The organism is Pseudolysinimonas yzui (genome assembly GCF_014653215.1).
GTDB classification, from domain to species: Bacteria; Actinomycetota; Actinomycetes; order Actinomycetales; family Microbacteriaceae; genus Pseudolysinimonas_A; species Pseudolysinimonas_A yzui.
In genome coordinates this window covers 17,627-38,575 of the sequence record NZ_BNAI01000013.1, presented here as the reverse complement: position 1 = coordinate 38,575, position 20,949 = coordinate 17,627, and the positions used below count along the sequence as shown (strand labels likewise).

At 70.5% G+C, this 20,949-nt stretch carries 24 protein-coding genes; 12 read left to right on the top strand and 12 right to left on the bottom strand.

The features are described from left to right. Both IE173_RS15145 and rhaI read right to left on the bottom strand, forming a co-directional pair. Positions 1-697: class II aldolase/adducin family protein (locus IE173_RS15145; RefSeq protein ID WP_191284364.1), on the bottom strand; the 697-nt coding region annotated here is incomplete at its 3' end. Between the two features lie 5 nt (positions 698-702). Then, positions 703-1,869 (bottom strand): L-rhamnose isomerase, encoded by a 1,167-nt coding sequence (gene rhaI, locus IE173_RS15140; RefSeq protein ID WP_191284360.1) that lies wholly within the window; start codon positions 1,867-1,869, stop codon positions 703-705. A gap of 63 nt (positions 1,870-1,932) precedes the next feature. Between rhaI and IE173_RS15135 the strand changes: the two genes are divergently transcribed. From IE173_RS15135 to IE173_RS15120, 4 genes are read left to right on the top strand one after another with little or no spacing between them, the layout of a single operon-like run. Next, positions 1,933-2,943, top strand: a complete 1,011-nt coding sequence (locus IE173_RS15135; protein ID WP_229842149.1) for a LacI family DNA-binding transcriptional regulator — start codon at positions 1,933-1,935, stop codon at positions 2,941-2,943. A gap of 53 nt (positions 2,944-2,996) precedes the next feature. Continuing rightward, complete coding sequence (locus tag IE173_RS15130) at positions 2,997-4,640, top strand: circularly permuted type 2 ATP-grasp protein (RefSeq protein ID WP_191284358.1); 1,644 nt, start codon at positions 2,997-2,999, stop codon at positions 4,638-4,640. Continuing rightward, complete coding sequence (locus IE173_RS15125) at positions 4,634-5,563, top strand: alpha-E domain-containing protein (RefSeq protein WP_191284357.1); 930 nt, start codon at positions 4,634-4,636, stop codon at positions 5,561-5,563. The genes IE173_RS15130 and IE173_RS15125 overlap by 7 nt, the downstream gene beginning before the upstream one ends. Positions 5,564-5,594: 31 nt before the next feature. Beyond that, positions 5,595-6,440, top strand: a complete 846-nt coding sequence (locus IE173_RS15120) for a transglutaminase family protein (RefSeq protein ID WP_191284356.1) — start codon at positions 5,595-5,597, stop codon at positions 6,438-6,440. On the opposite strand, the gene IE173_RS15115 is transcribed toward IE173_RS15120, so the two are convergent. After that, positions 6,424-7,527 (bottom strand): glycerate kinase, encoded by a 1,104-nt coding sequence (locus IE173_RS15115; protein ID WP_191284355.1) that lies wholly within the window; start codon positions 7,525-7,527, stop codon positions 6,424-6,426. The two genes, IE173_RS15120 and IE173_RS15115, sit on opposite strands and share 17 nt — an antisense overlap. Before the next feature lie 98 nt (positions 7,528-7,625). Between IE173_RS15115 and IE173_RS15110 the strand changes: the two genes are divergently transcribed. The 5 genes from IE173_RS15110 to IE173_RS15090 are packed head-to-tail and all read left to right on the top strand — an operon-like array spanning position 7,626 to position 11,739. Further along, positions 7,626-8,516 carry an alpha/beta fold hydrolase gene (locus IE173_RS15110; protein ID WP_191284354.1) on the top strand — a complete coding sequence of 297 codons (891 nt, stop codon included), beginning with the start codon at positions 7,626-7,628 and terminating at the stop codon, positions 8,514-8,516. Positions 8,517-8,566: 50 nt separating this feature from the next. Beyond that, positions 8,567-9,616: a lipoyl protein ligase domain-containing protein gene (locus IE173_RS15105; protein ID WP_191284353.1), complete on the top strand. Its 1,050-nt coding sequence runs from the start codon at positions 8,567-8,569 to the stop codon at positions 9,614-9,616. Then, a complete protein-coding gene (locus tag IE173_RS15100) occupies positions 9,613-10,641 on the top strand; it encodes a FecCD family ABC transporter permease (RefSeq protein ID WP_229842148.1) in 1,029 nt (342 codons plus the stop codon). Before IE173_RS15105 ends, IE173_RS15100 begins: the two co-directional genes overlap by 4 nt. After that, on the top strand, positions 10,638-11,405 hold the full coding sequence (locus IE173_RS15095) for a heme ABC transporter ATP-binding protein (protein WP_229842147.1): 768 nt from the start codon (positions 10,638-10,640) through the stop codon (positions 11,403-11,405). Before IE173_RS15100 ends, IE173_RS15095 begins: the two co-directional genes overlap by 4 nt. A 49-nt stretch (positions 11,406-11,454) precedes the next feature. Then, a complete protein-coding gene (locus IE173_RS15090; protein ID WP_191284351.1) occupies positions 11,455-11,739 on the top strand; it encodes a hypothetical protein in 285 nt (94 codons plus the stop codon). A gap of 37 nt (positions 11,740-11,776) precedes the next feature. Here the strand turns inward: IE173_RS15090 and IE173_RS15085 are convergent, their stop codons facing one another. The 7 genes from IE173_RS15085 to IE173_RS15565 form a co-directional block, all read right to left on the bottom strand. Then, entirely contained in the window at positions 11,777-13,096 is a 1,320-nt protein-coding gene (locus IE173_RS15085) for an HNH endonuclease signature motif containing protein (RefSeq protein ID WP_191284350.1), read from the bottom strand. Positions 13,097-13,217: 121 nt separating this feature from the next. After that, positions 13,218-13,505 carry a GNAT family N-acetyltransferase gene (locus IE173_RS15080; RefSeq protein ID WP_191284349.1) on the bottom strand — a complete coding sequence of 96 codons (288 nt, stop codon included), beginning with the start codon at positions 13,503-13,505 and terminating at the stop codon, positions 13,218-13,220. A 37-nt stretch (positions 13,506-13,542) separates the two neighbouring features. Then, positions 13,543-13,953, bottom strand: coding sequence for an arsenate reductase ArsC (locus IE173_RS15075; protein WP_191284348.1), 411 nt, complete (start codon positions 13,951-13,953; stop codon positions 13,543-13,545). 22 nt (positions 13,954-13,975) lie between these two features. Continuing rightward, complete coding sequence (locus IE173_RS15070) at positions 13,976-14,629, bottom strand: arsenate reductase ArsC (RefSeq protein WP_191284347.1); 654 nt, start codon at positions 14,627-14,629, stop codon at positions 13,976-13,978. 11 nt (positions 14,630-14,640) lie between these two features. Continuing rightward, positions 14,641-15,312, bottom strand: coding sequence for an arsenate reductase/protein-tyrosine-phosphatase family protein (locus IE173_RS15065; protein WP_191284346.1), 672 nt, complete (start codon positions 15,310-15,312; stop codon positions 14,641-14,643). Between the two features lie 39 nt (positions 15,313-15,351). Continuing rightward, on the bottom strand, positions 15,352-16,383 hold the full coding sequence (locus tag IE173_RS15060; RefSeq protein ID WP_229842146.1) for an NAD(P)-binding domain-containing protein: 1,032 nt from the start codon (positions 16,381-16,383) through the stop codon (positions 15,352-15,354). 99 nt (positions 16,384-16,482) lie between these two features. After that, positions 16,483-16,662, bottom strand: a complete 180-nt coding sequence (locus IE173_RS15565; protein WP_229842145.1) for an NAD(P)-binding protein — start codon at positions 16,660-16,662, stop codon at positions 16,483-16,485. 85 nt (positions 16,663-16,747) lie between these two features. On the opposite strand from IE173_RS15565, the gene IE173_RS15055 reads away from it, so the two are divergent. Genes IE173_RS15055 through IE173_RS15045 form a run of 3 tightly spaced genes read left to right on the top strand, consistent with a single transcriptional unit; the run spans position 16,748 to position 18,455 of the window. After that, positions 16,748-17,104, top strand: coding sequence for an ArsR/SmtB family transcription factor (locus IE173_RS15055; RefSeq protein WP_191284345.1), 357 nt, complete (start codon positions 16,748-16,750; stop codon positions 17,102-17,104). After that, on the top strand, positions 17,101-17,781 hold the full coding sequence (locus tag IE173_RS15050; protein WP_191284344.1) for an aquaporin: 681 nt from the start codon (positions 17,101-17,103) through the stop codon (positions 17,779-17,781). Before IE173_RS15055 ends, IE173_RS15050 begins: the two co-directional genes overlap by 4 nt. Next, the gene (locus IE173_RS15045) at positions 17,778-18,455 is read left to right on the top strand and encodes a cation transporter (RefSeq protein ID WP_191284343.1); all 678 of its coding nucleotides are present in this window, start codon (positions 17,778-17,780) and stop codon (positions 18,453-18,455) included. Before IE173_RS15050 ends, IE173_RS15045 begins: the two co-directional genes overlap by 4 nt. Here the strand turns inward: IE173_RS15045 and IE173_RS15040 are convergent. Both IE173_RS15040 and IE173_RS15035 read right to left on the bottom strand, forming a co-directional pair. Next, positions 18,436-19,473 carry a LacI family DNA-binding transcriptional regulator gene (locus IE173_RS15040; RefSeq protein WP_229842144.1) on the bottom strand — a complete coding sequence of 346 codons (1,038 nt, stop codon included), beginning with the start codon at positions 19,471-19,473 and terminating at the stop codon, positions 18,436-18,438. The genes IE173_RS15045 and IE173_RS15040 overlap by 20 nt on opposite strands. Positions 19,474-19,482: 9 nt before the next feature. Further along, positions 19,483-20,949 carry a GH1 family beta-glucosidase gene (locus IE173_RS15035; protein ID WP_191284342.1) on the bottom strand — a complete coding sequence of 489 codons (1,467 nt, stop codon included), beginning with the start codon at positions 20,947-20,949 and terminating at the stop codon, positions 19,483-19,485.

Sequence of the window (20,949 nt, the reverse complement as noted above, 5' to 3'; positions counted from 1 at the left end):
GACGCTCGGCGGGCGGCAGGGCCTTGTTCTTCGCGACCGTCGTGCCGAACGGGGACTTCTTGCCCTTCGCCGCGATGTAATCCTCGGCGGTCGTGATGATCCAGAGGCTGTTCTTCTGCGCCTCGGCGGAGGTCTTGCCCCACGCCGTGATGCCGTGGCCGCCGAGGATGCAGCCGACCGCATCCGGGTTGGCGGCCTTGATGGCGGAGATGTCGAGACCGAGCTGGAAGCCGGGGCGACGCCACGGCACCCAGACGACCTTGTCGCCGAAAGCCCTTCTGGTCAGCTTCTCGCCGTCTTTCGCGGTCGCGAACGCGATGCCGGAGTCGGGATGCAGGTGGTCGACGTGGGCCGCGTCGACGAACGCGTGCATGAAGGTGTCGATGCTCGGGGCGGCGCCGCCGAGACCGTGGCGGCAGTAGTCGAGGGCGGCGACCATCTCGTCCTCGCGCTCGACGCCCGGGTAGGTGGCCTTGAGGGCTTCGACGCGCGCGAGGTTGAGCACCCCGAGGCCGGCTTCGGTCAGCGTACCGAGGTCGCCGCCGGAACCCTTGACCCAGAGCAGTTCGACGGGCTCTCCCGTGACCGGGTCGGTCGCGGTGCCCTTCGCCGACGTGTTGCCGCCGCCGTAATTGGTGACGCGCGGGTCGGAGCCCAGCTTGTTGCTTCGGGTGATGAGGTCTTCTGCCGTCGTCATGTCCTTCACGCCCCCCAGCCCGCCTGAGCGCCGCCGACGCGACCTTCGACGATCGACGCCGCATACCCCGATTCGGCGTAGGCCTTCATCGGGTCGGCGGGCAGCCCGCGCTCCTCGCGCCAGGCCGCGAGCATCGGGCGCACGTCGGTGTAGAAGGCATCCATGAGGATGCCGTGGGCGGTGAGCATGTCGCCGGCCAGCTGGGCGGCAGAGAGCGCGTCGCGGTCGACGAGCAGCGCCCGCGCGGTCATCTCCTGCACGTTGAGCACCGAGCGAATCTGCCCGGGGATCTTGTCTTCGATGTTGTGGCACTGGTCGAGCATGAACGCGGTGTCGCCGTCGTCGCCGTACCCGCCGCCGCGGATCACCTCGACGATGATGCGGAACAGCTGGAACGGGTCGGCGGCCCCGACGATGAGGTCGTCGTCGGCGTAGAAGCGCGAGTTGAAGTCGAACGAGCCGAGCTTCCCGAGCCGCAGCAGCTGCATGACGATGAACTCGATGTTGGTGCTCGGCGCGTGGTGGCCGGTGTCGAGACAGACCGTCGCGCGGTCGCCGAGCGCGGCCACCTGGGCGTAGCTCGTTCCCCAGTCGGGAACATCCATGTGGTAGAACGCGGGCTCGAAGATCTTGTACTCCAGCACGAGCCGCTGGTCCTCGCCGATCCGCTCATAGATCTTCTGCAGCGACTCGGTGAGGCGGTCCTGGCGGCCGCGCATGTCGTCCTGGCCGGGGTAGTTGGTGCCGTCGGCGAGCCAGATCTTGAGGTCGCGCGACCCGGTCTCGCCCATGATGTCGATGCAGTCGAAGTGGTGGTCGATCGCCGTCTGGCGCACTTTCGCGTCGGAGTGGGTGAGGCTGCCGAGCTTGTAGATGTCGTCTTGGAAGGTGTTCGAATTGATGGTGCCGAGGGCGACGCCGTGGTCTTCGGCGTGCTTCTTCAGGTCGGCGTAGGACGCGACCTTGTCCCAGGGGATATGCAGGGCGACGCTCGGCGAGAGCGCGGTGTACCTGTGCACCTGGGCGGCATCCGCGATCTTCTCGAACGGGTCGCGAGGCACGCCGGGCTGGGCGAAGACCTTGAACCGGGTGCCGGAGTTGCCGAACGCCCAGGACGGCAGCTCGATGCGCTGCTCGGTGAGCCGGTCGGCGATGGCGGCGAAGTCGGGCATGGAGACATCCTTGTCACAGTGGTTCGTGTCGTAATGAATCGTTTCAACCGCCAGGATAGCAGCGTGACCACCACCCGCGCGAGCAGCATCCGTGACGTCGCCGCGCGTGCGGGCGTCTCGGTCGGCACCGTCTCCAACGTGCTCAACGGGTCGCCCCAGGTCTCACCGGAAGCCGCCGCGAAGGTGCGCACCGCGATCGCCGAACTCGGCTACGTGCGCAACGACGCGGCGCGCCAGCTGCGGGCCGGCCGCAGCACCACCGTCGGACTCGTCGTGCTCGACGTGCGCAACCCGTTCTTCACCGACGTCGCCCGTGGCGTCGAAGACGAAGCGGCGAAGCACGGGTTGTCGGTGTTGCTCGGCAACTCCTCCGAAGACGCGCGCCGCGAGTCGGGCTACCTCGACCTGTTCGAGGAGCAGCGCGTGCACGGCATCCTCATCTCGCCGTTCGGCGACATCGAACCGCGCCTGCGGCAACTGCGCGAACGCGGAACGCCCGTCGTGCTCGTCGACCGCGAGAGCCGGGATGCCGCGGTCAGCTCCGTCTCGGTCGACGACATCGCGGGGGGTCGCCTCGCGGTCGAGCACCTCCTGGCGACGGGGCGCCGCCGGATGGTGTTCGCCGGCGGGCCGCTCGAGATCCGCCAGGTGTCCGACCGCCTCGCCGGCGCACGCTCCGCGATCGCCGAGGTGCCGGGCGCGACGCTCGAGGTGATCCCGACACGCGCGCTCACCGTGCTCGACGGCCGGAGGCTCGGGGAGGCCCTGATCGCCCGCCCCGAGCGGCCGGACGCGATCTTCGCGGCGAACGACCTCGTCGCGGTCGGGCTGCTGCAGGCCCTCGTCATGTCAGGAGAGTTGCGGGTGCCCGACGACATCGCCCTCATCGGTTTCGACGACATCGACTTCGCGGCTGCCGCGGTCGTGCCGCTCTCGTCGATCCGGCAGCCGCGGCATGAGATCGGCGCGACGGCGCTGCGCATCCTGCGCGAAGAGGCGGCCGAACCCGACCTGCCGCCGCGACGCATCGTCTTCCAGCCCGAACTCGTGGTGCGCGCCTCCACCGGTGGTTAGACGCACGCGGGAGCGAAACACCGCCGCAACATCCCGCCCCTAGGCTCGCAGGCATGGGCGACCTGTTCGACGGCTACGGAGCCACCGCCATCCGGCGGCGGGGCGCTCCGCCGTGGGATGAGATGTTCTCCGACATCGCCAACGCCGGCGAGACGAACGCCCGCGACGCGTATCGCGACATCTACACGACCCTGGCCCGCATGACGCAGGCCGAGCTGCGCGGTCGCACCGAGGCGCTCGCCTCGTCGTATCTGGCGCAGGGCGTCACCTTCGACTTCGCGGGGGAGGAGCGGCCGTTCCCGCTCGACGCCGTGCCGCGGGTCATCCCGCAGGCCGAGTGGGCCACGGTCGAGGCGGGCGTCAAACAGCGCGTGCTCGCGCTGGAACGGTTCCTCGCCGACGTGTACGGCGAACAGCGTGCCGTGAAAGACGGGGTGATCCCCGCGCGGCTGATCTCATCGAGCGAACACTTCCACCGCGAAGCCGCCGGCATCGTCAGCGCCAACAACGTGCGCATCCAGGTGTCGGGCATCGACCTCATCCGCGACGAGGTCGGCGCCTGGCGGGTGCTCGAAGACAACGTGCGGGTGCCGTCGGGGGTGTCGTACGTCATCTCGAACCGTCGGGTGATGGCGCAGACCCTGCCCGAGCTGTTCATGTCGATGCGGGTGCGCCCGGTCGGCGACTACCCGAACCGGCTGCTCGGAGCCCTGCGCGCGGCGGCGCCCGAAGGTGTCGAAGACCCGGTCGTCGTCGTGCTCACGCCCGGCGTCTACAACTCCGCCTACTTCGAGCACACGCTGCTCGCGCGGCTCATGGGCGTCGAACTCGTCGAAGGGCGCGACCTGTTCTGCTCCGGCGGGCGGGTCTGGATGCGCACCACCGCCGGTCCGACGCGGGTCGATGTGATCTACCGCCGGGTCGACGACGAGTTCCTCGACCCGCTGCAGTTCCGCGCCGACTCGATGCTGGGCTCCCCGGGTCTGATGCTCGCCGCGCGCCTGGGCAACGTGACGATCGCGAACGCCGTCGGCAACGGCGTCGCCGACGACAAGCTCATCTACACCTACATGCCCGAGCTCATGCGCTACTACCTCGGTGAAGAGCCGATCATCCCGAACGTCGACACCTGGCGGCTGGAAGATCCGGGCTCGCTCGAAGAGGTGCTCGATCGTCTCGACGAGCTCGTCGTGAAGCCCGTCGCCGGGTCGGGCGGCAAGGGCCTCGTCGTCGGGCCCGACGCGAGCAAGCAGGAGCTCGACGAGTTGCGCGTGCACCTGCGCGCCGACCCGCGGGGTTGGATCGCACAGCCGGTGGTGCAGCTCTCGACCATCCCGACGCTCGTCGACGACGGGTTGCGCCCCCGGCACGCCGACCTGCGGCCGTTCGCCGTCAACGACGGAACGGATGTCTGGGTGCTGCCCGGTGGCCTCACCCGGGTCGCGCTGCCGGAGGGCCAGCTCGTGGTCAACTCATCGCAGGGCGGCGGTTCGAAAGACACCTGGGTCGTCGGACTCGACCCGCTGCGCACCATGGAACACGACATCGGCGGTCTCGTCGCTGATCAGGCCGCCGTGACGACATCCATCCCCGTCATCACGGCGGAGTCGCACCTGCCCGATCACCACCCCGCCGACGCCCCCCGCCAAGACCAGCAGCAGCAGCAGCAACAGCAGAGCGGGGCGCGCGCATGCTGAGCCGCATCGCCGAGAGCCTCTTCTGGATCGGCCGCTACATCGAGCGCAGCGACGGCACCGCGCGCATCCTCGACGTGCACCTGCAGTTGCTGCTCGAAGACCCGTGGGTCGAAGAGAACCTCGCCTGCCGGTCGCTGCTGTCGGTCATGGGAACCGAGGTCGACGAGACCGCGGAGGTGACCCGCAGCGACGTGCTCACGATCCTCGCGGTCGATCGCAACCAGCCGGCATCCATCGCCTATTCGCTGAACGCCGCCCGCGAGAACGCCCGCCGCGCGCGTGAGGTGGTGAACACCGAACTCTGGGAGGTGCTCAACACCACCCGGGCCCGGATGCCGCGCAAGGTCGCCAGCGACAAGGTGCACGAGTTCTTCACCTGGGTGCGCGAGCGCGCGGCGCTCGCCGTCGGCATCGTCGAGTCGGCGACCAACCGCGACGAGGCCTACCGGTTCTTCACCCTCGGCCGCTCGATCGAACGTGCCGACATGACCGCCCGACTGTTGGCCACCCGGTCGCTCACCGAGGCGTCCGGTCCGTCGTGGACGACGATCCTGCGCAGCGTCGGCGCGTACGAAGCGTATCTGCGTACCTACCGCGGCGTGCCGAGCGCCCAGAAGGCGGCGGAGTTCCTGCTGCTCGACCGGCTGTTCCCGCGCAGCATCCTGTACTCGGTGACGCGCGCGGAGCAGCAGTTGCGTGAGATCGAACCGCGCGCCGACCGTTTCGGGGTCAGCGACCAGGCGCAGCGGTTGCTCGGCCAGATCCGCAGCGAACTGGAGTACCGGCCCGTCGTCGACCTGATCACCGATCTGCCGACGCACATGGATGCCGTGCAGAAGACCACGACCGCGGTGAGCGAGGCGATCCGGCAGCGCTACTTCCCGACGAACGACGTCGCCGCCTGGGTCGGAGAGAACACGTGAACGGGACTGCGCTCATGAGGGGGGCGGTCTCGTGAAACGACTGCGCATCCGGCACGAGACCGGCTTCCACTATGACGGCGAGGTGACCGCGTCGTACAACGAGGCGCGCATGCTGCCGGTGAGCGCCGACGGGCAGCTGGTGCTGTTCTCCAACCTCGAGATCCTGCCGATCTCGAGTCATCACTCCTACGTCGACTACTGGGGCACCCGGGTGTCGTCGTTCGAGATCCTCACCCCGCACGCCGAGCTCGCCCTCACCGCGACGAGCCTGGTCGAGGTGCGCGACCGCGACCACCCCGAACACCGCCTCGAGTGGACGGCGCTCGCCGACGAGATCGAGACGGCGACCGAGTACGTCGAACAGCTCGGGCAGACCCACCGCACGCGCCCGCCGGCCGAGGTCGTCGAGATCGCCCGCGGCATCGTCGCCACCGCGGACTCGCCGTGCGACGCGGCGCTCGCGATCTGCCAGGCGATCGGCGACCGCATCGAGTACGTGTCGGGCGCGACCAGCGTGTACACGACGGCCGCCGAAGCCTGGGAGCACCGCAAGGGCGTCTGCCAGGACATCACCCATCTCGCCATCGGAGCGTTGCGTTCGGTCGGCATCCCGGCCCGCTACGTGAGCGGATACCTGCACCCGCAACCGGATGCCGCGATCGGCGTCACCGTCGCGGGGGAGTCGCACGCCTGGGTCGAATGGTTCTGCGGAACCTGGCGGGGTTACGACCCGACCAACCTGATCGACATCGGCGACCGGCACGTGACGGTCGGTCGCGGCCGGGACTATGCGGATGTCGCGCCCCTCCGCGGCGTCTATGCGGGGCCCTACGGCAGCCGGTTGTTCGTGACCGTCGAGATCACCCGCGAGAGCTGAGCTCGGCGGCGCGCGCGCCCGCGACCTCCAGCCAGTGCAGGGCATCGGCGCGGGCCGCATCGGCCGTCGGGGCGAGCGCGTCGAGGGCGATCGCCGTCGCGGAACGCCCGGTGAGCACGACCGGGTCGGCTCCGAGCGCGCCGGCGATGACGACCGCGTGCGCGGTCGGCGGGATGAGACCGAGCACGTGGCCGACGACCTTGCCGTCGATCGAGGTCGCGTCGAATCGGCCTTCGCCCGAGATGACGACGTCGGCTGCGGCGACGAGGGCGGGGAGTCCCGAGAGGTCGGCGATCGTCGGGGCTCCGGGAACGAGAGTCGCCCCCCAGCCGGCCGACAACCCGTACCCGGTGCCTCCGGCGGCGCCGGTTCCGGATGCCGTGGGGTCACCGCCGAGGAGGTGCGCGAATCGCGCGAGCGCCGCATCCAGCTCGGCGACCTCGCCCGGCCCGGCTCCCTTCTGCGGCCCGAAGACGGCGGCGGCACCGGAGGGGCCGAGCAGCGGAGCGGTCACGTCGGTGAGCAGGCGTACCCCGCCCGGTGGAGGGGGCCGCAGCCCGCGCCGATCGAGGTGCTCGACCTGACTCAGGGCGCCACCCCCGTCGGGCAGTGGGCGGCCGGACGCGTCGGCGAGCGTCATCCCGAGCGCCGCGAGTGCCCCGGCACCGCCGTCGGTGGAGGCCGATCCGCCCAGCCCGACGGTGAGGGCGGTCGCGCCGGCGTCGAGGGCGACACCGATCAGCTCCCCGAGACCGCGGGTGCCGGCTCCGAGCGGATCGAGTTCGTCCATCAGCGGAAGCCCCGAACTCTCGGCGAGTTCGAGCACCGCCTCGCCCGAGTCGAGCAACAGCCAGCGCGCCTCGACATCACGCCCGTCGGGTCCGGTCACGGTCGCGGTGCGCACCTCGGCGCCCGCGACGGCTGCTGCGACCGCGTCGATCGTGCCCTCGCCGCCGTCCGCCTGGGGCGCCAGGACCAGCTCGTCGTCGGGACGCACCGACGCCCACCCGCGGGCGATCGCTCGGGCCGCGTCTCGGGCGGTCGCGGTGCCCTTGAACGAGTCGGGGGCGATCACGACGCGGGTCACGGCAGAACCTTACGGCAGGGGATCACGCCTCTCCCGTGCGCTCGCTCGTGCATGCGGCGACCGCGGAAAAGTACGATGAGTCCAACGAGGAGGCGTCGATGCCCGGTTTCACGGCGGCACGCGGGGACTACACGTTCGAGGACGCCGAGGGCGTCACCATCCACTACTACGAGTGGCGTGCGGGAAACCCGAAAGCGATAGTGCAGATCGTGCACGGGCTCGGCGAGTACGCGACCCGCTACGAGGATCTGGCGCAGGCGCTCGTCGCCGCCGGCTACACCGTCTACGCGGGCGACCTGCGCGGGCATGGGCAGACCGGACTCCAGCAGTGGGGTCACGACACGACCAGACTCGGCCGCCTCGGCCCGGGCGGGGTGCGCGCGACGATCGCCGGCATCCAGCAGCTCTCGGGCATCGCGCACGCCGAGCACCCCAAGCTGCCGCTCGTGCTGCTGGGGCACAGCCTCGGCTCGATCTTCGCCCAGATGATCCTCAACGACGACGCGTCGCCGTACACCGCCGCGGTGCTCTCCGGCACGCCGTACCGCACCCTGCGGCACATGAACAGCGGCGACCTGTCGAAGCGGCACCGGCTGCCCGGCGGCACCGGAACGGAGTGGCTGAGCCGCGACCCCGACGTCTGGACGCGATTCGCCGCCGACCCCCTGACCTTCGACGCGAAGGCCGCGAAGCTGTTCGGGGTGCGCGACGGGATGCGGCTCCTGGGCCGCCCGACGAAGCTGAACCGCGACCTGCCACTGCTCATCCTGATCGGCAGCGAAGACCCGCTCGGCGGGCCGAAGAGCGTCGAACTGCTGGCGAAGGCGTACCGCGGCCGGGGCGGCCTTTCGGATGTCGTGGTCAAGATTTACGACGAGGGTCGCCACGAGATGTTCAACGAGATCAACCGGGCCGAGGTGATCGCCGACCTGGTCGCCTGGCTCGACGCGAAGGCGACCGCAGCCGCGCCAGGTACCGCCACTCGTTAGGCTGGCATTCGCTCACCTTCCCGACCCGGCGGGCCCGCCAGGAGGACGACATGCACGGCGAGTTCAAGGTGCCCGGCGGCAAGCTCGTCGTCGTCGACCTCGACGTCGCCGACGGTCGCCTCCGTGACGTGCGGGTGTCGGGTGACTTCTTCCTCGACCCCGACGAGGCGCTGCCGGCGATCGACGCGGCCCTCACCGGGCTGCCGGTGACGAGCGACGCTGCAGACATCGCGAAGGCGGTCACCGCGGCGCTTCCGGAAGGTGCCGTGATGCTCGGCTTCTCGGCCGACTCGGTGGCGACGGCGGTGCGCCGGGCCCTCAAGCGCGCCACCGGGTGGAACGACTATGCGTGGGAGCTGGTGCGTCCGGGTGCGCTCGATCCGCTGATGCACCTCGCCCTCGACCAGGTGCTCGCCGAGGAGGTCGGCGACGGACGCCGCGCCCCGACTCTGCGGTTCTGGGAGTGGGCGTCGCCGGCCGTCGTCATCGGCAGTTTCCAGTCGGTGAAGAACGAGGTCGACCCGGTCAACGCGGCGAAGTACGGCTTTCCGGTGGTGCGCCGCATCTCGGGTGGCGGCGCGATGTTCATCGAACCGCCGGGGGCGGTGACCTACTCGATCTACGCGCCGATCGACCTCGTGCAGGGCATGTCGTTCGCCGACTCGTACGCGTTCTTCGACGAGTGGGCGGTGCAGGCCCTGCAGAGTCTCGGCATCGACGCGTCGTACGTTCCGCTCAACGACATCGCCTCGCCGACCGGCAAGATCGGCGGTGCCGCGCAGAAGCGGCTCGGCAACGGCGGGGTACTGCACCACGTCACGATGGCGTACGACATGGACGGCGACCGCATGGCCGAGGTGCTGCGCATCGGCCGCGAGAAGCTCAGCGACAAGGGCACGAAGTCGGCGAACAAGCGCGTCGACCCGCTGCGCCGTCAGACCGGCATGACGCGGGAGCAGATCATCGAGCGGATGATCGACACCTTCCGCGGGCTGCACGGGCTGACCGACGGGTCGCTCACCGACTTCGAACTCGAACGGGCGCGGGAACTCGTCGAGACGAAGTTCGGCACCGACGAGTGGTTGTACCGGGTCCCGTGAGGCGGGCGATCGTCGGCGCCGCGCTCGGCGCTCTGCTGGTTGGCGGCATCCTGTTGTCGGCCGTGCTCGGGCAGTTCCCGGTGTCGCCGACCGAAGTCGTGGGCTCGCTGCTACGCGCCGTCGGCGTCGCGAACGACTGGGCGCCCGCCGACCCGATCGCCGAGTCGACGCTGTGGGTGATCCGGTTCCCGCGCATCGTCATGGCGATCCTCGTCGGGGCGGCTCTCGCAGCGGCGGGTGCGGTGATGCAGGCGATCTTCGGCAACCCCCTCGCGGAACCCGGCGTCGTCGGGGTGTCGGCAGGGGCGGCCCTCGGGGCGGCCACCGCGATCGTGCTCGGCGTCGCGGCGGTCGGCGACTACGCCGTCGCGGCGTTGGCGTTCGCCGGAGGCCTGCTCGCGACACTGCTCGTCTACTTCGTCTCGCGGGCGAACGGTCGCACCGAGGTCGTCACCCTGCTGCTCACCGGGATCGCCGTCAACGCCTTCGCGGGGGCGGGTCTCGCGTTCGTGCTGTTCGTCGCGAACCCGGCGAGCCGGGAACAGATCGTCTTCTGGCAGTTGGGCGACCTCAACGGGTCGCTCTGGCACGAGGTCGTTGTCGTGGCGGGGGTGTGCGTGGTCGGCGTGGTGGCCGCGGTGCTGCTGGGTCGGCGCTACGACCTGCTCGCCCTCGGGGAGCGCAACGCCCGGCACCTCGGGCTCGACGTCGAACGCCTGCGCATCGCCTCGATCGTGCTGGTGGCGCTGCTCACCGGTGTCGCGGTGGCGTTCGTCGGCATCATCGCGTTCGTCGGACTGGTCGTGCCGCACATCATGCGCATGCTGCTCGGCCCGCGTCACCGCGGCCTCATCGTCGCCTCCGCCTTCGGCGGTGCGGTGCTGATCCTCGCCGCCGACCTGCTGGCCCGCACGATCGTTCCCGGGGCGGGACTTCCGATCGGGATGTTGACCTCCCTCGTCGGCGGACCGTTCTTCTTCTTCCTCCTGTGGCGGCAGCGTCGCCGGTCGGGAGGGTGGGCGTGAGCGATCCGGTGATCCGCGCCGAGGCGTTGAGCGTCGTGCTCGACGGCCGCACGGTGCTCGACGACATCTCGCTCGAGGTCGTGCCGGGCGAGGTGCTCGCGCTCGTCGGCCCCAACGGCGCCGGCAAGTCGACGCTGCTCTCGGTGCTGTCGGGGGAGCGGGTGCCGACGTCGGGTCAGGTGCTCGTCGATGACCGGGATGTGCGCACGTTCTCGCCCCTCGAGCTCGCCCGTCGTCGATCGGTGCTCACGCAAGACAACTCCTTGAGTTTTCCCTTCCGGGTGATCGACGTGATCACGATGGGGCGCGCCCCGTGGACGCGCACCGACGAGATCGCCCGCGACGGGGAGGCGATCACGTCGGCCGCGTCCCGCGCCGACGTGACCCATCTCGCGGGTCGCCGCTTCACGGAGCTCTCCGGGGGCGAGCGCGCGCGGGTGTCACTCGCTCGGGTGCTCGCGCAGGACACCGCGATCGTCTTCCTCGACGAGCCGACCGCCGCGCTCGACCTGCGCCACCAGGAGGATGTGCTGCGCATCGCCCGCGACCTCGCTCTGGCCGGCCGGGCGGTCGTCGTGGTGGTGCATGATCTGTCGCTCGCCGGCGCGGTCGCCGACCGGGTGGCCCTGTTGTCGGCCGGTCGGCTCGTCGCCGTGGGAGCACCGTCGGTGGTGCTGACCGCCGACGCGATCTCGAATGTCTATGGGCTGCCCGTGCGGGTGGTCGACATGGACGGCCGACCCCTGATCGTGCCGCAGCGCTAGCTGCTGCGGCGCCGGTTGTTCTTCAGGGTGCGCCCCGTATCCTGTGCCGGTGGAGTGGATCTGGTGGGTCGTCGTGCCGGTGGCGATCGTCGCCGTGTGTGTCGTCGGCCAGATCGCCGGCTTCATGGACTTCTCGATGAAGGGCAAAGACGGCCTGCGTTCTGCGGGCAACATCATGGGCCCGATCGACGGCCTGTTCGCGCCGAGCCGCCAGGAGGCACTCCAGGAGCAGGAGCGCCAGACCGAGCTGCCCGCCCCCGCCCCCGCGCCGGGTGACCCGCTGCTCGACCTCGACAAGGGCATCGCCCACATCGACATCTCTGAGAAGAAGTAGCTCGTCACCAGACAGAGCTCTCCCTCGCGCCTCGGCGTCATTGCTTTCGTCGCAGCGGGTGCTTGCTGGTGAGTTCGATGGGCTTTCGAATACCCGACCCTCGGGATGGTGGGTGCATGAGCCATGTCCCGCCGGGTCGGTCGGGTGGTCGGATGTTCCAGCCCATGTTGTGGGTGAGGAGGTGGTGGAAGCGGCAGAGGAGGATTCCGTTTGCGATGTCGGTGGGTCCGCCGTTGTCCCATTCGGTGGCGTGGTGGGCTTCGCACCAGGAGGGTGGGCGGTCGCAGTCGGGGTGGGCGCAGCCGCCCCAGATCGCGGCGAGGGCGATCCGCTGCCGGGTGGTGAAGAGTCGTTGGGTGAGGCCGACGTCGATGGCACCGCCGGATTCAAACCGGATCGGAACGTAACCGTCAGCACAGGCGTGGCGTTCGACGGTGGCGATCGACACGGCGGCGGTTTGCCCTTCGAGGTGCCCGGCACCTTCGCGGCGTTGCAGGTCGCGGGCGTCGACATGGACCCGCACGGCGGGTTTGCGGATCCCGAAGATGCGTCCGGGGTCGGCGGCGGCGGCGATGCGGATCATCTCCACGAGCGCGTCGAGGGCGAGTTGCTCGGTGCTGCGGGGGTCGTTCACGATCGCGTCGGCGCGGGCGCGTTCGGTGTCGTCGAGGAAGCGGGGTCCGTTGCGGCGGGGGGCGGTGACGCAGTCGATCGCGTCGGTGACCAGAGCCGCCGACTCCGGGTCGAGCAGGCCGAAGATGCTGGTCATCCCATCGGCTCGTGGGGTGAGGCGCAGGAATCGCTTCTGCCGTAGTGCCTGTTCCCGGTCCGCGACCCCGGCGGCATCCAACTCATCCCGCATCTCCCGGGCGAGGCGGGCGACCTTCTCCGGCGGCAGCTGCCCGGCTTCAGCAACCAGGGTCTGTGCGGCGTCGAGCAGATCATCCGCCCCCAGTTCCGGAGTCGGCGCGCCGAGCCCGGTGACGATCGCCGCCGCAGCCCCCACCGACACCTCACCCGAAGCCACCCCGGCCGCGACATCCGTCAACCACACCGGCGGGGCATCCAGCAACCGCCCCACCGTCACCAGATCCCGCGCATCCCGCACCGACTTCCCCGTCAGGCTCGACACCAACCCCTCAGGCCCGCGCGCCCCCGTCGAGGCCGCCAACCCCTCATACCCGGCATCCCGCGACGACCGCCGATCAATCTCCCCCGCGAACGCGGCGACCACCGACTCCGCGGAACGCACATGCGCCGACCAGTGCCGCATCCCCACCATCAACTCCTGATGCGACGCACGCGCCAACCCGGAGAGGTCAGGGACCTCGATCACAGGCACGGCAGGCAGGCTCACGCCGATCTCCCAGTTCACAGTTCGTCATTCAGAACGGAATGCTCGGCACGAGCAAGACCATCCTATCGAAGACAACTACGAACCGCAAGCACTTTCAACGCGTGCAAAATAGAACGAGTGTCTACCGCGTCGTCAGATCCTCATACTCGGGATGCTCGGCCAGGAACCGCCGCACGAACGGACAGGTCGCCCGGATCCGCACCGTCGTCGACCCTCGCAGATCGTCGAGCGCGCCGCGCACGAGCGCCGACCCGAGCCCCCGCTCCTGCACCTCCGGGTCGATCTCGGTGTGGGTGAACACGATCCCGCCGTCGTCGCGCGTCACGTACTCGGTGAACCCGAGCTCCCGATCGCCGCGCATCAGGACGAATCGCGAACCTGCCTGGTCGTGCACCACCGTGTCAGTCATGCTTCGACGCTACCCAGCCCGGCCGGCTGGCGCCGGGTCAGACCGCGGCGGGCAGGATCTCGGCGAGCAGCCCCTCGACCCGGCCGCGGATGTCGTCGCGCACCCGCCGGACGGTTTCGAGGTCTTTGCCCGCCGGGTCTTCGAGTTCCCAGTCCTCGTAGCGCTTGCCGGGGAAGATCGGGCAGGTGTCGCCGCAGCCCATCGTGATGACGACATCCGATTCCTTCACCGCTTCCACGGTGAGGATCTTCGGAACGTTGCCCGCGATGTCGATGCCCTCCTCGGCCATCGCCGCGACGGCGACCGGGTTGATGCTCTCCTTCGGCTCCGACCCGGCCGACAGCACCTCGACGCGTCCGCCCGACAGCTCGCGCATATAGCCGGCGGCCATCTGCGATCGGCCGGCGTTGTGCACGCAGACGAACAGGACGGTGGGCTTCTCAGACATGCGATCTCCTTGAGGGTGGTGGTCAGCGGCGCGCGGGGACGCCGAGTTCGTCGAGCAACGTCAGCACGCGGCGTTCGATCTCGTCGCGCACGGGGCGGATGTCGGCGACCGCCTTGCCGGCGGGGTCGTCGAGCACCCACTCCTCGTAGCGCTTGCCGGGGAAGACGGGGCAGGCGTCGCCGCAGCCCATCGTGATGACGACGTCGGCGGCGCGCACGACCTCGTCGGTCCACGGCTTCGGGTATTCGCCCGAGATGTCGATCTGGCGTTCCCGCATCGCCTCGATCGCGGCCGGGTTGACCTCGGCTCCCGGCTCGGAGCCGCCCGACCATCCGACGGCGGCGTCGCCGGCGTAGTGCTCGAAGAAGCCGAGGGCCATCTGCGAGCGGCCCGCGTTGTGCACGCAGAGGAACAGCACGGCGGGCCGGCCGTCGTGGGCCTTGCCTTCGACGCGGCTGAGAGCGGTGAGCCGCTGCTTCGCGAACCGCTCCGCGAGCAGGGGGAGGAAGTTGAGCACCTTCGCGGTGCCGGCGAACTGGTCGTACGAGGTGTGCAGGAAGCGTTCGATCGTCTCGGTGCCGTAGACGCCCTCGAAGTCGCGTGCGAGCCGCACGGCGGCGGTCTTCAGTGCGAGCTCCTGGTCGAGGGTGACGGTCGCGCGGAGGTAGTCGGACACTCGGTGCTCCTTCAGGCGCGGGTGAGTCGCGGGGCGAGGTCGTCGACGCGACGGGTGAGTTCGGCGATCGCGGCCTCGAAGGCGGCGTCGGTGCCGACCCGCACGGGGTCGGGAATCGACCAGTGCATGTCGGGCAGCGTGTCGAGTTCTTCGCGCGCGTTGTCGCACACGGTGATCACGAAGTCGTCGTCGCCGAGCACGTCGGCGAGGGTGCGCGGGCGCGCCGAGGCGAGATGGATGCCGTGGCGGCTCGCGGCGGCGGCGGCGGCCGGGTGGATGCGGGGGGCCGGATGGGTGCCGGCCGACTCGGCGGGCACGGTGCTCGCCTCCCGCCAGAGTGCGGCCGCGAGTTGTGAACGTGCGGAGTTCGCGGTGCAGACGAAGACGACGCGACGGGCGGCCGGATGCGCGGTGCCGACGAGCCCGACGAGGGACTCGGGGCGCAGTCGCACGTAGGAGCGTCGGCCGTCGCCCTCGGAGCGTCGGCGCTCGATGATGCCTTCGCCGTCGAGCACCCGCAGATGGTGGGCCAGCAGGTTCGACGGCATCCCGAGCGCGGTCTGGAGTTCGGTCGGCGACTGATCGCCGAGACCGAGCAGGTCGACGATGCGCAGCCGCGCCGGGTCGCCGAGGGCGGCGTGCCGGGCGGCTCGCTGCTCGAGGCCAGATCGCTCAGTACTCATTGAGGCAATGATGACTGAGCGATCGACCCCGCGTCAAGCTCAGCGGCAGCAACTCCCGGCGGGGGCGTCGGTCGAGCACACGCCCGTCTCGGGCAGCACGAGCGCGACCTCCCGCGCGGCCGCCACGTCGCCCGCGAGCCAGGCGGTGATCGAGCGCACCTGCTCGTACCCGGTCGCGAGCAGGAACGTCGGCGCGCGGCCGTAACTCTTCATGCCGGCGAGGAAGAACCCGTCGTCGGGATGCGTCAGCTCGGCGAACCCGTGCGGCTCGACGGTGCCGCACGAGTGCACGTTGGGGTCGATGAGCGGTGCGAGTCGCCGCGGGGCCTCGACGATCTCGTCGAGGTCGAGACGGATCTCCCGCAGCATCTCGAGGTCGGGCCGGAAGCCGGTCGCGCCCACCACGACGTCGGTCTCGTGGGTGACGAGTGCGCCGCGACGGGACCCGGTGACGGTGACCCCGTCGCCCCGAGGGGCCAGCCGCAGGATCTCGAAGCCGTCGAGCATCCCGATCGCGCCGTCGGCGACCAACCGGTCGACGCGACCGCCGAGCGCCGCCCGGTCGGCGAGCTGGTCGTCGGCCGACGATGACACCCGCACGGCGCTCGCGTTGCGGATGAGCCAGGTGACCCGGGTGCCGGGTTCCTGGCGCGCGAGTTCGGCGAGGGCGAGAAGGCTGTTGGCGGCGGAGTGTCCGGCCCCGACGACGGTCGTGTGCCGTCCGGCGAAGCGTGCCCGGTCCCGGCCGAGCACGTCGGGAAGCGCGGCGGTCACCCGGTCGGCCACCGCTTCGAGCCCGAGCGGGTCGAGGCCGTTCGACCCGAGGCGGTTCGGCGAGCGGTAGGTTCCGGAGGCGTCGATGACAGCGCGGGCGGCGACATCCTGGAGCCCAGAGGCGGTGCGGATGCGCAGGGCGAACGGGGTGGCCGATCGCCCGGCGGTGCGGGTGCGGTCCATCCCCTCCCGGGTCACCGCGACGACGGCGGCACCCGTGACGACGCGGCTCGCGATCGCGTCGAGCCGGGACAGCGGCAGGAGGTACTGCGCGACGAGGTCGCCGCCGGTCGGCACGCGGTCGGGGTCCGGATGCCTCCAGCCGGCCGCTTCGAGCAGGCGGCGCGATGCGGGGTCGACGAGGTGGCGCCACGGCGAGAACAGGCGGGTGTGCCCTCAGCTGCGGATGCTGTCGGCCACCGAGTCGCCGGCCTCGTAGATGAGGAAATCGAGGCCACGCTCGACGAGGTTCGCGGCGGCGGCGAGCCCGATGGGCCCGGCTCCGATGATCGCGACGGGCAGCGTCGCGAGCCGGTCGCTTCGCGCGGCGGGTGGGGTGAGGTCGATGAGCGTCACGAGGTCCTCCCGTATATCGATGGATGTCGATGCATAGTGTGCGCCGCTATATCGATGGTTGTCAATATCCGCTACCATCGTCGACGTGACCGTGCTCGAGATCTCCCCCGCGACGACGGCGGACGCCGCCGCCTGTTGCACCCCGCTGGTGCGCGAGCCGCTCGACGCCGCGCAAGCCGAAGAACTCGCGCACACCCTGAAGGCGCTCGCCGACCCCGCACGGCTGCGGCTGCTGTCGATCGTCGCCGCGTCGCAGAACGAGGAGGCCTGCGTGTGCGACCTCACCGAGCCGATCGGGCTCTCCCAGCCCACCGTGTCGCATCATCTGCGGGTACTCACCGACGCGGGGTTCCTCACCCGCTCCAAGCGCGGCACCTGGGCGTACTTCAAACTCGTGCCCGGCGCGCTCGACCGCATGTCGCAACTGCTCGTCGCCTCGTGACCGTCGGCGTCCCCCGCCGGATCGCGGCCGAGTTCCTCGGCAGCGCGGGACTGGCCGTCGTCGTCATCGGATCCGGCATCGCCGCGCAACAGCTCTCGACGGATGTCGGGCTGCAGCTGCTCGAGAACGCGCTCGTCACGGCGCTCGGGCTCACCGTGCTCATCCTCGTGTTCGCGCCGCTCTCGGGCGCGCACTTCAACCCCGTCGTCACCGCCGTCGACGCCCTCCTCGGGACGCGGCCGTGGGCGGATGTCGTGCGCTACCTGCCCGCGCAGGTGGCGGGATGCGTCGCCGGGGCCGTGCTCGCCAACCTCATGTTCGGGCTCGACGCGATCTCGTGGAGCGCGACCGACCGGGTGACCTGGCCGCATCTGCTCGCCGAGGTCGTCGCCACGGCCGGGCTCGTGGTCGTGATCTTCGCCCTCGTGCGCACCGGCCGCGCCGCTCTCGCCGCCCCGGCGGTGGGGGCCTACATCGGCGCCGCCTACTTCTTCACCTCGTCGACGAGTTTCGCGAACCCGGCGATCACGGTCGGGCGCATGTTCAGCGACACCTTCGCCGGTATCGCCCCCGGGTCGGTCCCCGGCTACCTGGCCGCCCAACTGGTCGGAGGCCTCGTCGGCTGGCTGGCCGTGCGCGCCTTCTTCCCCGCCCGAACCGAGGACGCCGTGGCATGACCGGCATCCGGCTCGACGCAGAGCGCCGACGCATCCTGCAGCGCCGCATCCGCATCATCGTCGCGATCACGATCGGCTACAACGTCGTCGAGGCGGTCATCGCCCTCTCGGCCGGCACGATCGCCTCATCGGCGGCGCTCATCGGGTTCGGCCTCGACTCGGTCGTCGAGGTGCTGTCGGCCGGCGCGGTCGCCTGGCAGTTCGCCGCCCCCGATCCCGAGACCCGGGAGCGCGCCGCGCTGCGCATCATCGCGATCTCGTTCTTCGCCCTCGCCGCCTACGTGACGGTCGAGGCGGGGCTCTCGTTCGCCGGGGTGCGCGACCCCGAGCCCAGCCCGGTCGGCATCGTGCTCGCGGCGGTCAGCCTGGCCGTGATGCCCGTGCTCAGCCTGTGGGAGCGCCGCACCGGCACCGAGCTGGGGTCCGCCTCGGCGGTCGCCGACTCGAAGCAGACGCTGCTGTGCACCTACCTGTCGGCGGCGTTGCTGGGGGGCCTGCTGCTCAACGCGCTGCTCGGCTGGGCCTGGGCGGATGCCGTCGCGGCGCTCGTGATCGCCGGCTTCGCGGTACGCGAGGGCGTCGAGGCCTGGCGCGGCGACGCCTGCACGGTTCCGGTCGCGGTGCTCACCGGCGAGCGCGAGCCCGAGCCCGAGGCTACTGCGAGCGACGGTTGATCAGGCGCGTCGGCATGATCGTGACGCGCGGAACGTCTTCGCCTTCGATCGAGCGCATGAGCAGTTCCGCCATCGTGCGGCCGACCTCGCCCTCGTCCTGGTTGACGGTCGTCAGCGGCGGCGTCGCGCGCGCCGCGAAGTAGTCGTCGTCGAAGGTCACGACGCCGAGGTCGCGGGGCACGACGAGCCCGCGCTGGCGCAGCACCGACAGCGCGCCGTCGGCCATCTGAGCGGATGCCGCGAACAGTCCGTCGATCGGCTCGCCGCGCGCCAGCAGCCGTTCCATCGCCGCCGCGCCCGACGCGGGCGTGAAGTCGCCGTGCTCGACGAGGTGGCTGGGCAGCCCGGCATCCGACATCGCCGACTGCCAGCCCTCGAGACGGTCGAGCCCGGCGGTCATGTCGGTCGGGCCGGCGATGGTGGCGATGTGCCGCCGGCCCGAGGCGACGAGCAGCGACACGACGTCCCGCGCGGCGGCGGTGTTGTCGACATCCACATAGACCGGCTCGGGACCGTCGTCGTGTCGCTCCGGACGACCGCCGAAGACCACGGGGAGGGTGCGCGACAACGCGACGTAGGAACGGTCGTCGGAGTGGTGGGAGAGGATGAGCGCGCCGTCGACGTTGCCCGACTGCAGGTAGCGGCGGCTCTTCTCGGGATCGGTCTCCGATGCGATGAGCAAGGTGAGCGTGTAGTCGGTCGCGGCGAGCCGGAGCGCTGCCCCCTGGATCACCGAGGCGAAATAGGGGTCGGCGAAGAAGCGGGCGGTGTTCTCGGGGATGACCAGGGCGATCGCCTGCGTGCGCCGACTCGCCAGCGAGCGCGCCGCCCGGTTGGGCACGTAGCCGAGTTCCTCGATCGCCTTGTTCACGGCGGCGAGCGCCTCGGGGGTCACCTTCGGCGAGTCGTTGATGACACGGGACACCGTCGACCGCGACACCCCCGCGAGGGCGGCGACCGTCTCCAGCGTCGGGGTCCCTGCGGGAGTCGACCGCGACGCAGGCACTTCGGTTGTCACGGAGCGATCCTAGGCCCGCAGCTGGGAGGGCAGCGCCCGGCTCTCGATGATCGACTGGTACGCGATCGCGCTGTCCTTGAGCGTGCGGGCTTGCGTGTCGTAGTCGACGCGCACGATGCCGAACCGCTTGTCGTACCCCCACGCCCACTCGAAGTTGTCCATGAGCGACCAGTAGAAGTACCCCCGCACGGGCACCCCGCGGTCGATGGCATCGAGGATCGCCGCCAGGTGTACCTCGAGGAAGGTCACGCGCTCGGCGTCGTGCACGGCGCCGTCGTCGGCGACGACATCGTCGTAGGCGGCGCCGTTCTCGGTGACGGCGAGGTCGACCCCGGCCGGCCCGGTGTACTCGTCGTGGATGCGTTGCAGCAAACGCGTGAGGCCCTCGGGCTGCACCTCCCACTGCATCGCCGTGAGCGGCAGATCACGCACGTGCCAGTGCACGCCGTCGGCCGCGGGGAACGGCGAGCGCTTGGGACGCTCGGAGGGCGCGGCGGTCGACACGGTCTGTCCCGCGGGCGGGGTCGCCCCGACGAGTTCGCCGTGGTAGTAGTTCACCCCCAACATGTCGATCGGGGCCGAGATGGTCGCCAGATCGCCGGGCAGGACCACGGAGTCGAAGCCGAACTCCGCGACGTCCGCGAGAACGTCAGCCGGGTAGGCGCCGCGGAAGATCGGGTCGAGGAAGAACCGGTTGAACTGCCCGTCGATGCGACGGGCGGCATCGAGGTCGCCCGAATCGGTCGGATCGACCGGGTCGGCGACGGTGAGGTTCAGGGTGATCCCCAGGCTCAGCTCGGGATCGCGACGACGCAGTTCCTGCACGACGAGGCCGTGGCCGAGCAGGAGGTGGTGCCCCGCGGCGAGACCGGCGGCGGGTTCCTGACGGCCCGGAGCGTGCTCCCCCCCGATGTAGCTGAGGAACGACGAGCACCACGGCTCGTTGAGCGTCGTCCAGGAGGTGACGCGATCGCCGAGGGCGTCATGCACCGCCATCGCGTAGTCGAGGAAGCGGTAGGCGGTGTCGCGGGCGGGCCAGCCGCCCTTCTCCTCGAGGGCCTGAGGCAGATCCCAGTGGTAGAGCGTGAGCCAGGGGTGGATGCCCGCACCGAGGAGTTCATCGACCAGGCGGGAGTAGAAGTCCAGCCCGGCCGCGTTCGCGGGCCCGCCGTCCGGGCAGACGCGCGCCCATGAGGTGGAGAAGCGGTAGGTCTGCAGGCCGAGGTCGGCCATCAGCGCGACGTCGTCACGGTATCGGTGGTAGTGGTCGCACGCGACATCCCCGTTGTCCATGCCGACCACCGCACCGGGGATGCGGCTGAAGGCATCCCAGATCGAATCGCGCCGGCCGTCCTCGTGGGCGGCTCCCTCGATCTGGTAAGCGGCCGTGGCCGCTCCGAAGAGGAAGTCGGCCGGGAAGGCGCGGGCTGCGGGCGGCGAAATGGAGTCAGTCTTCACCTGTGACACGGTGCTCAT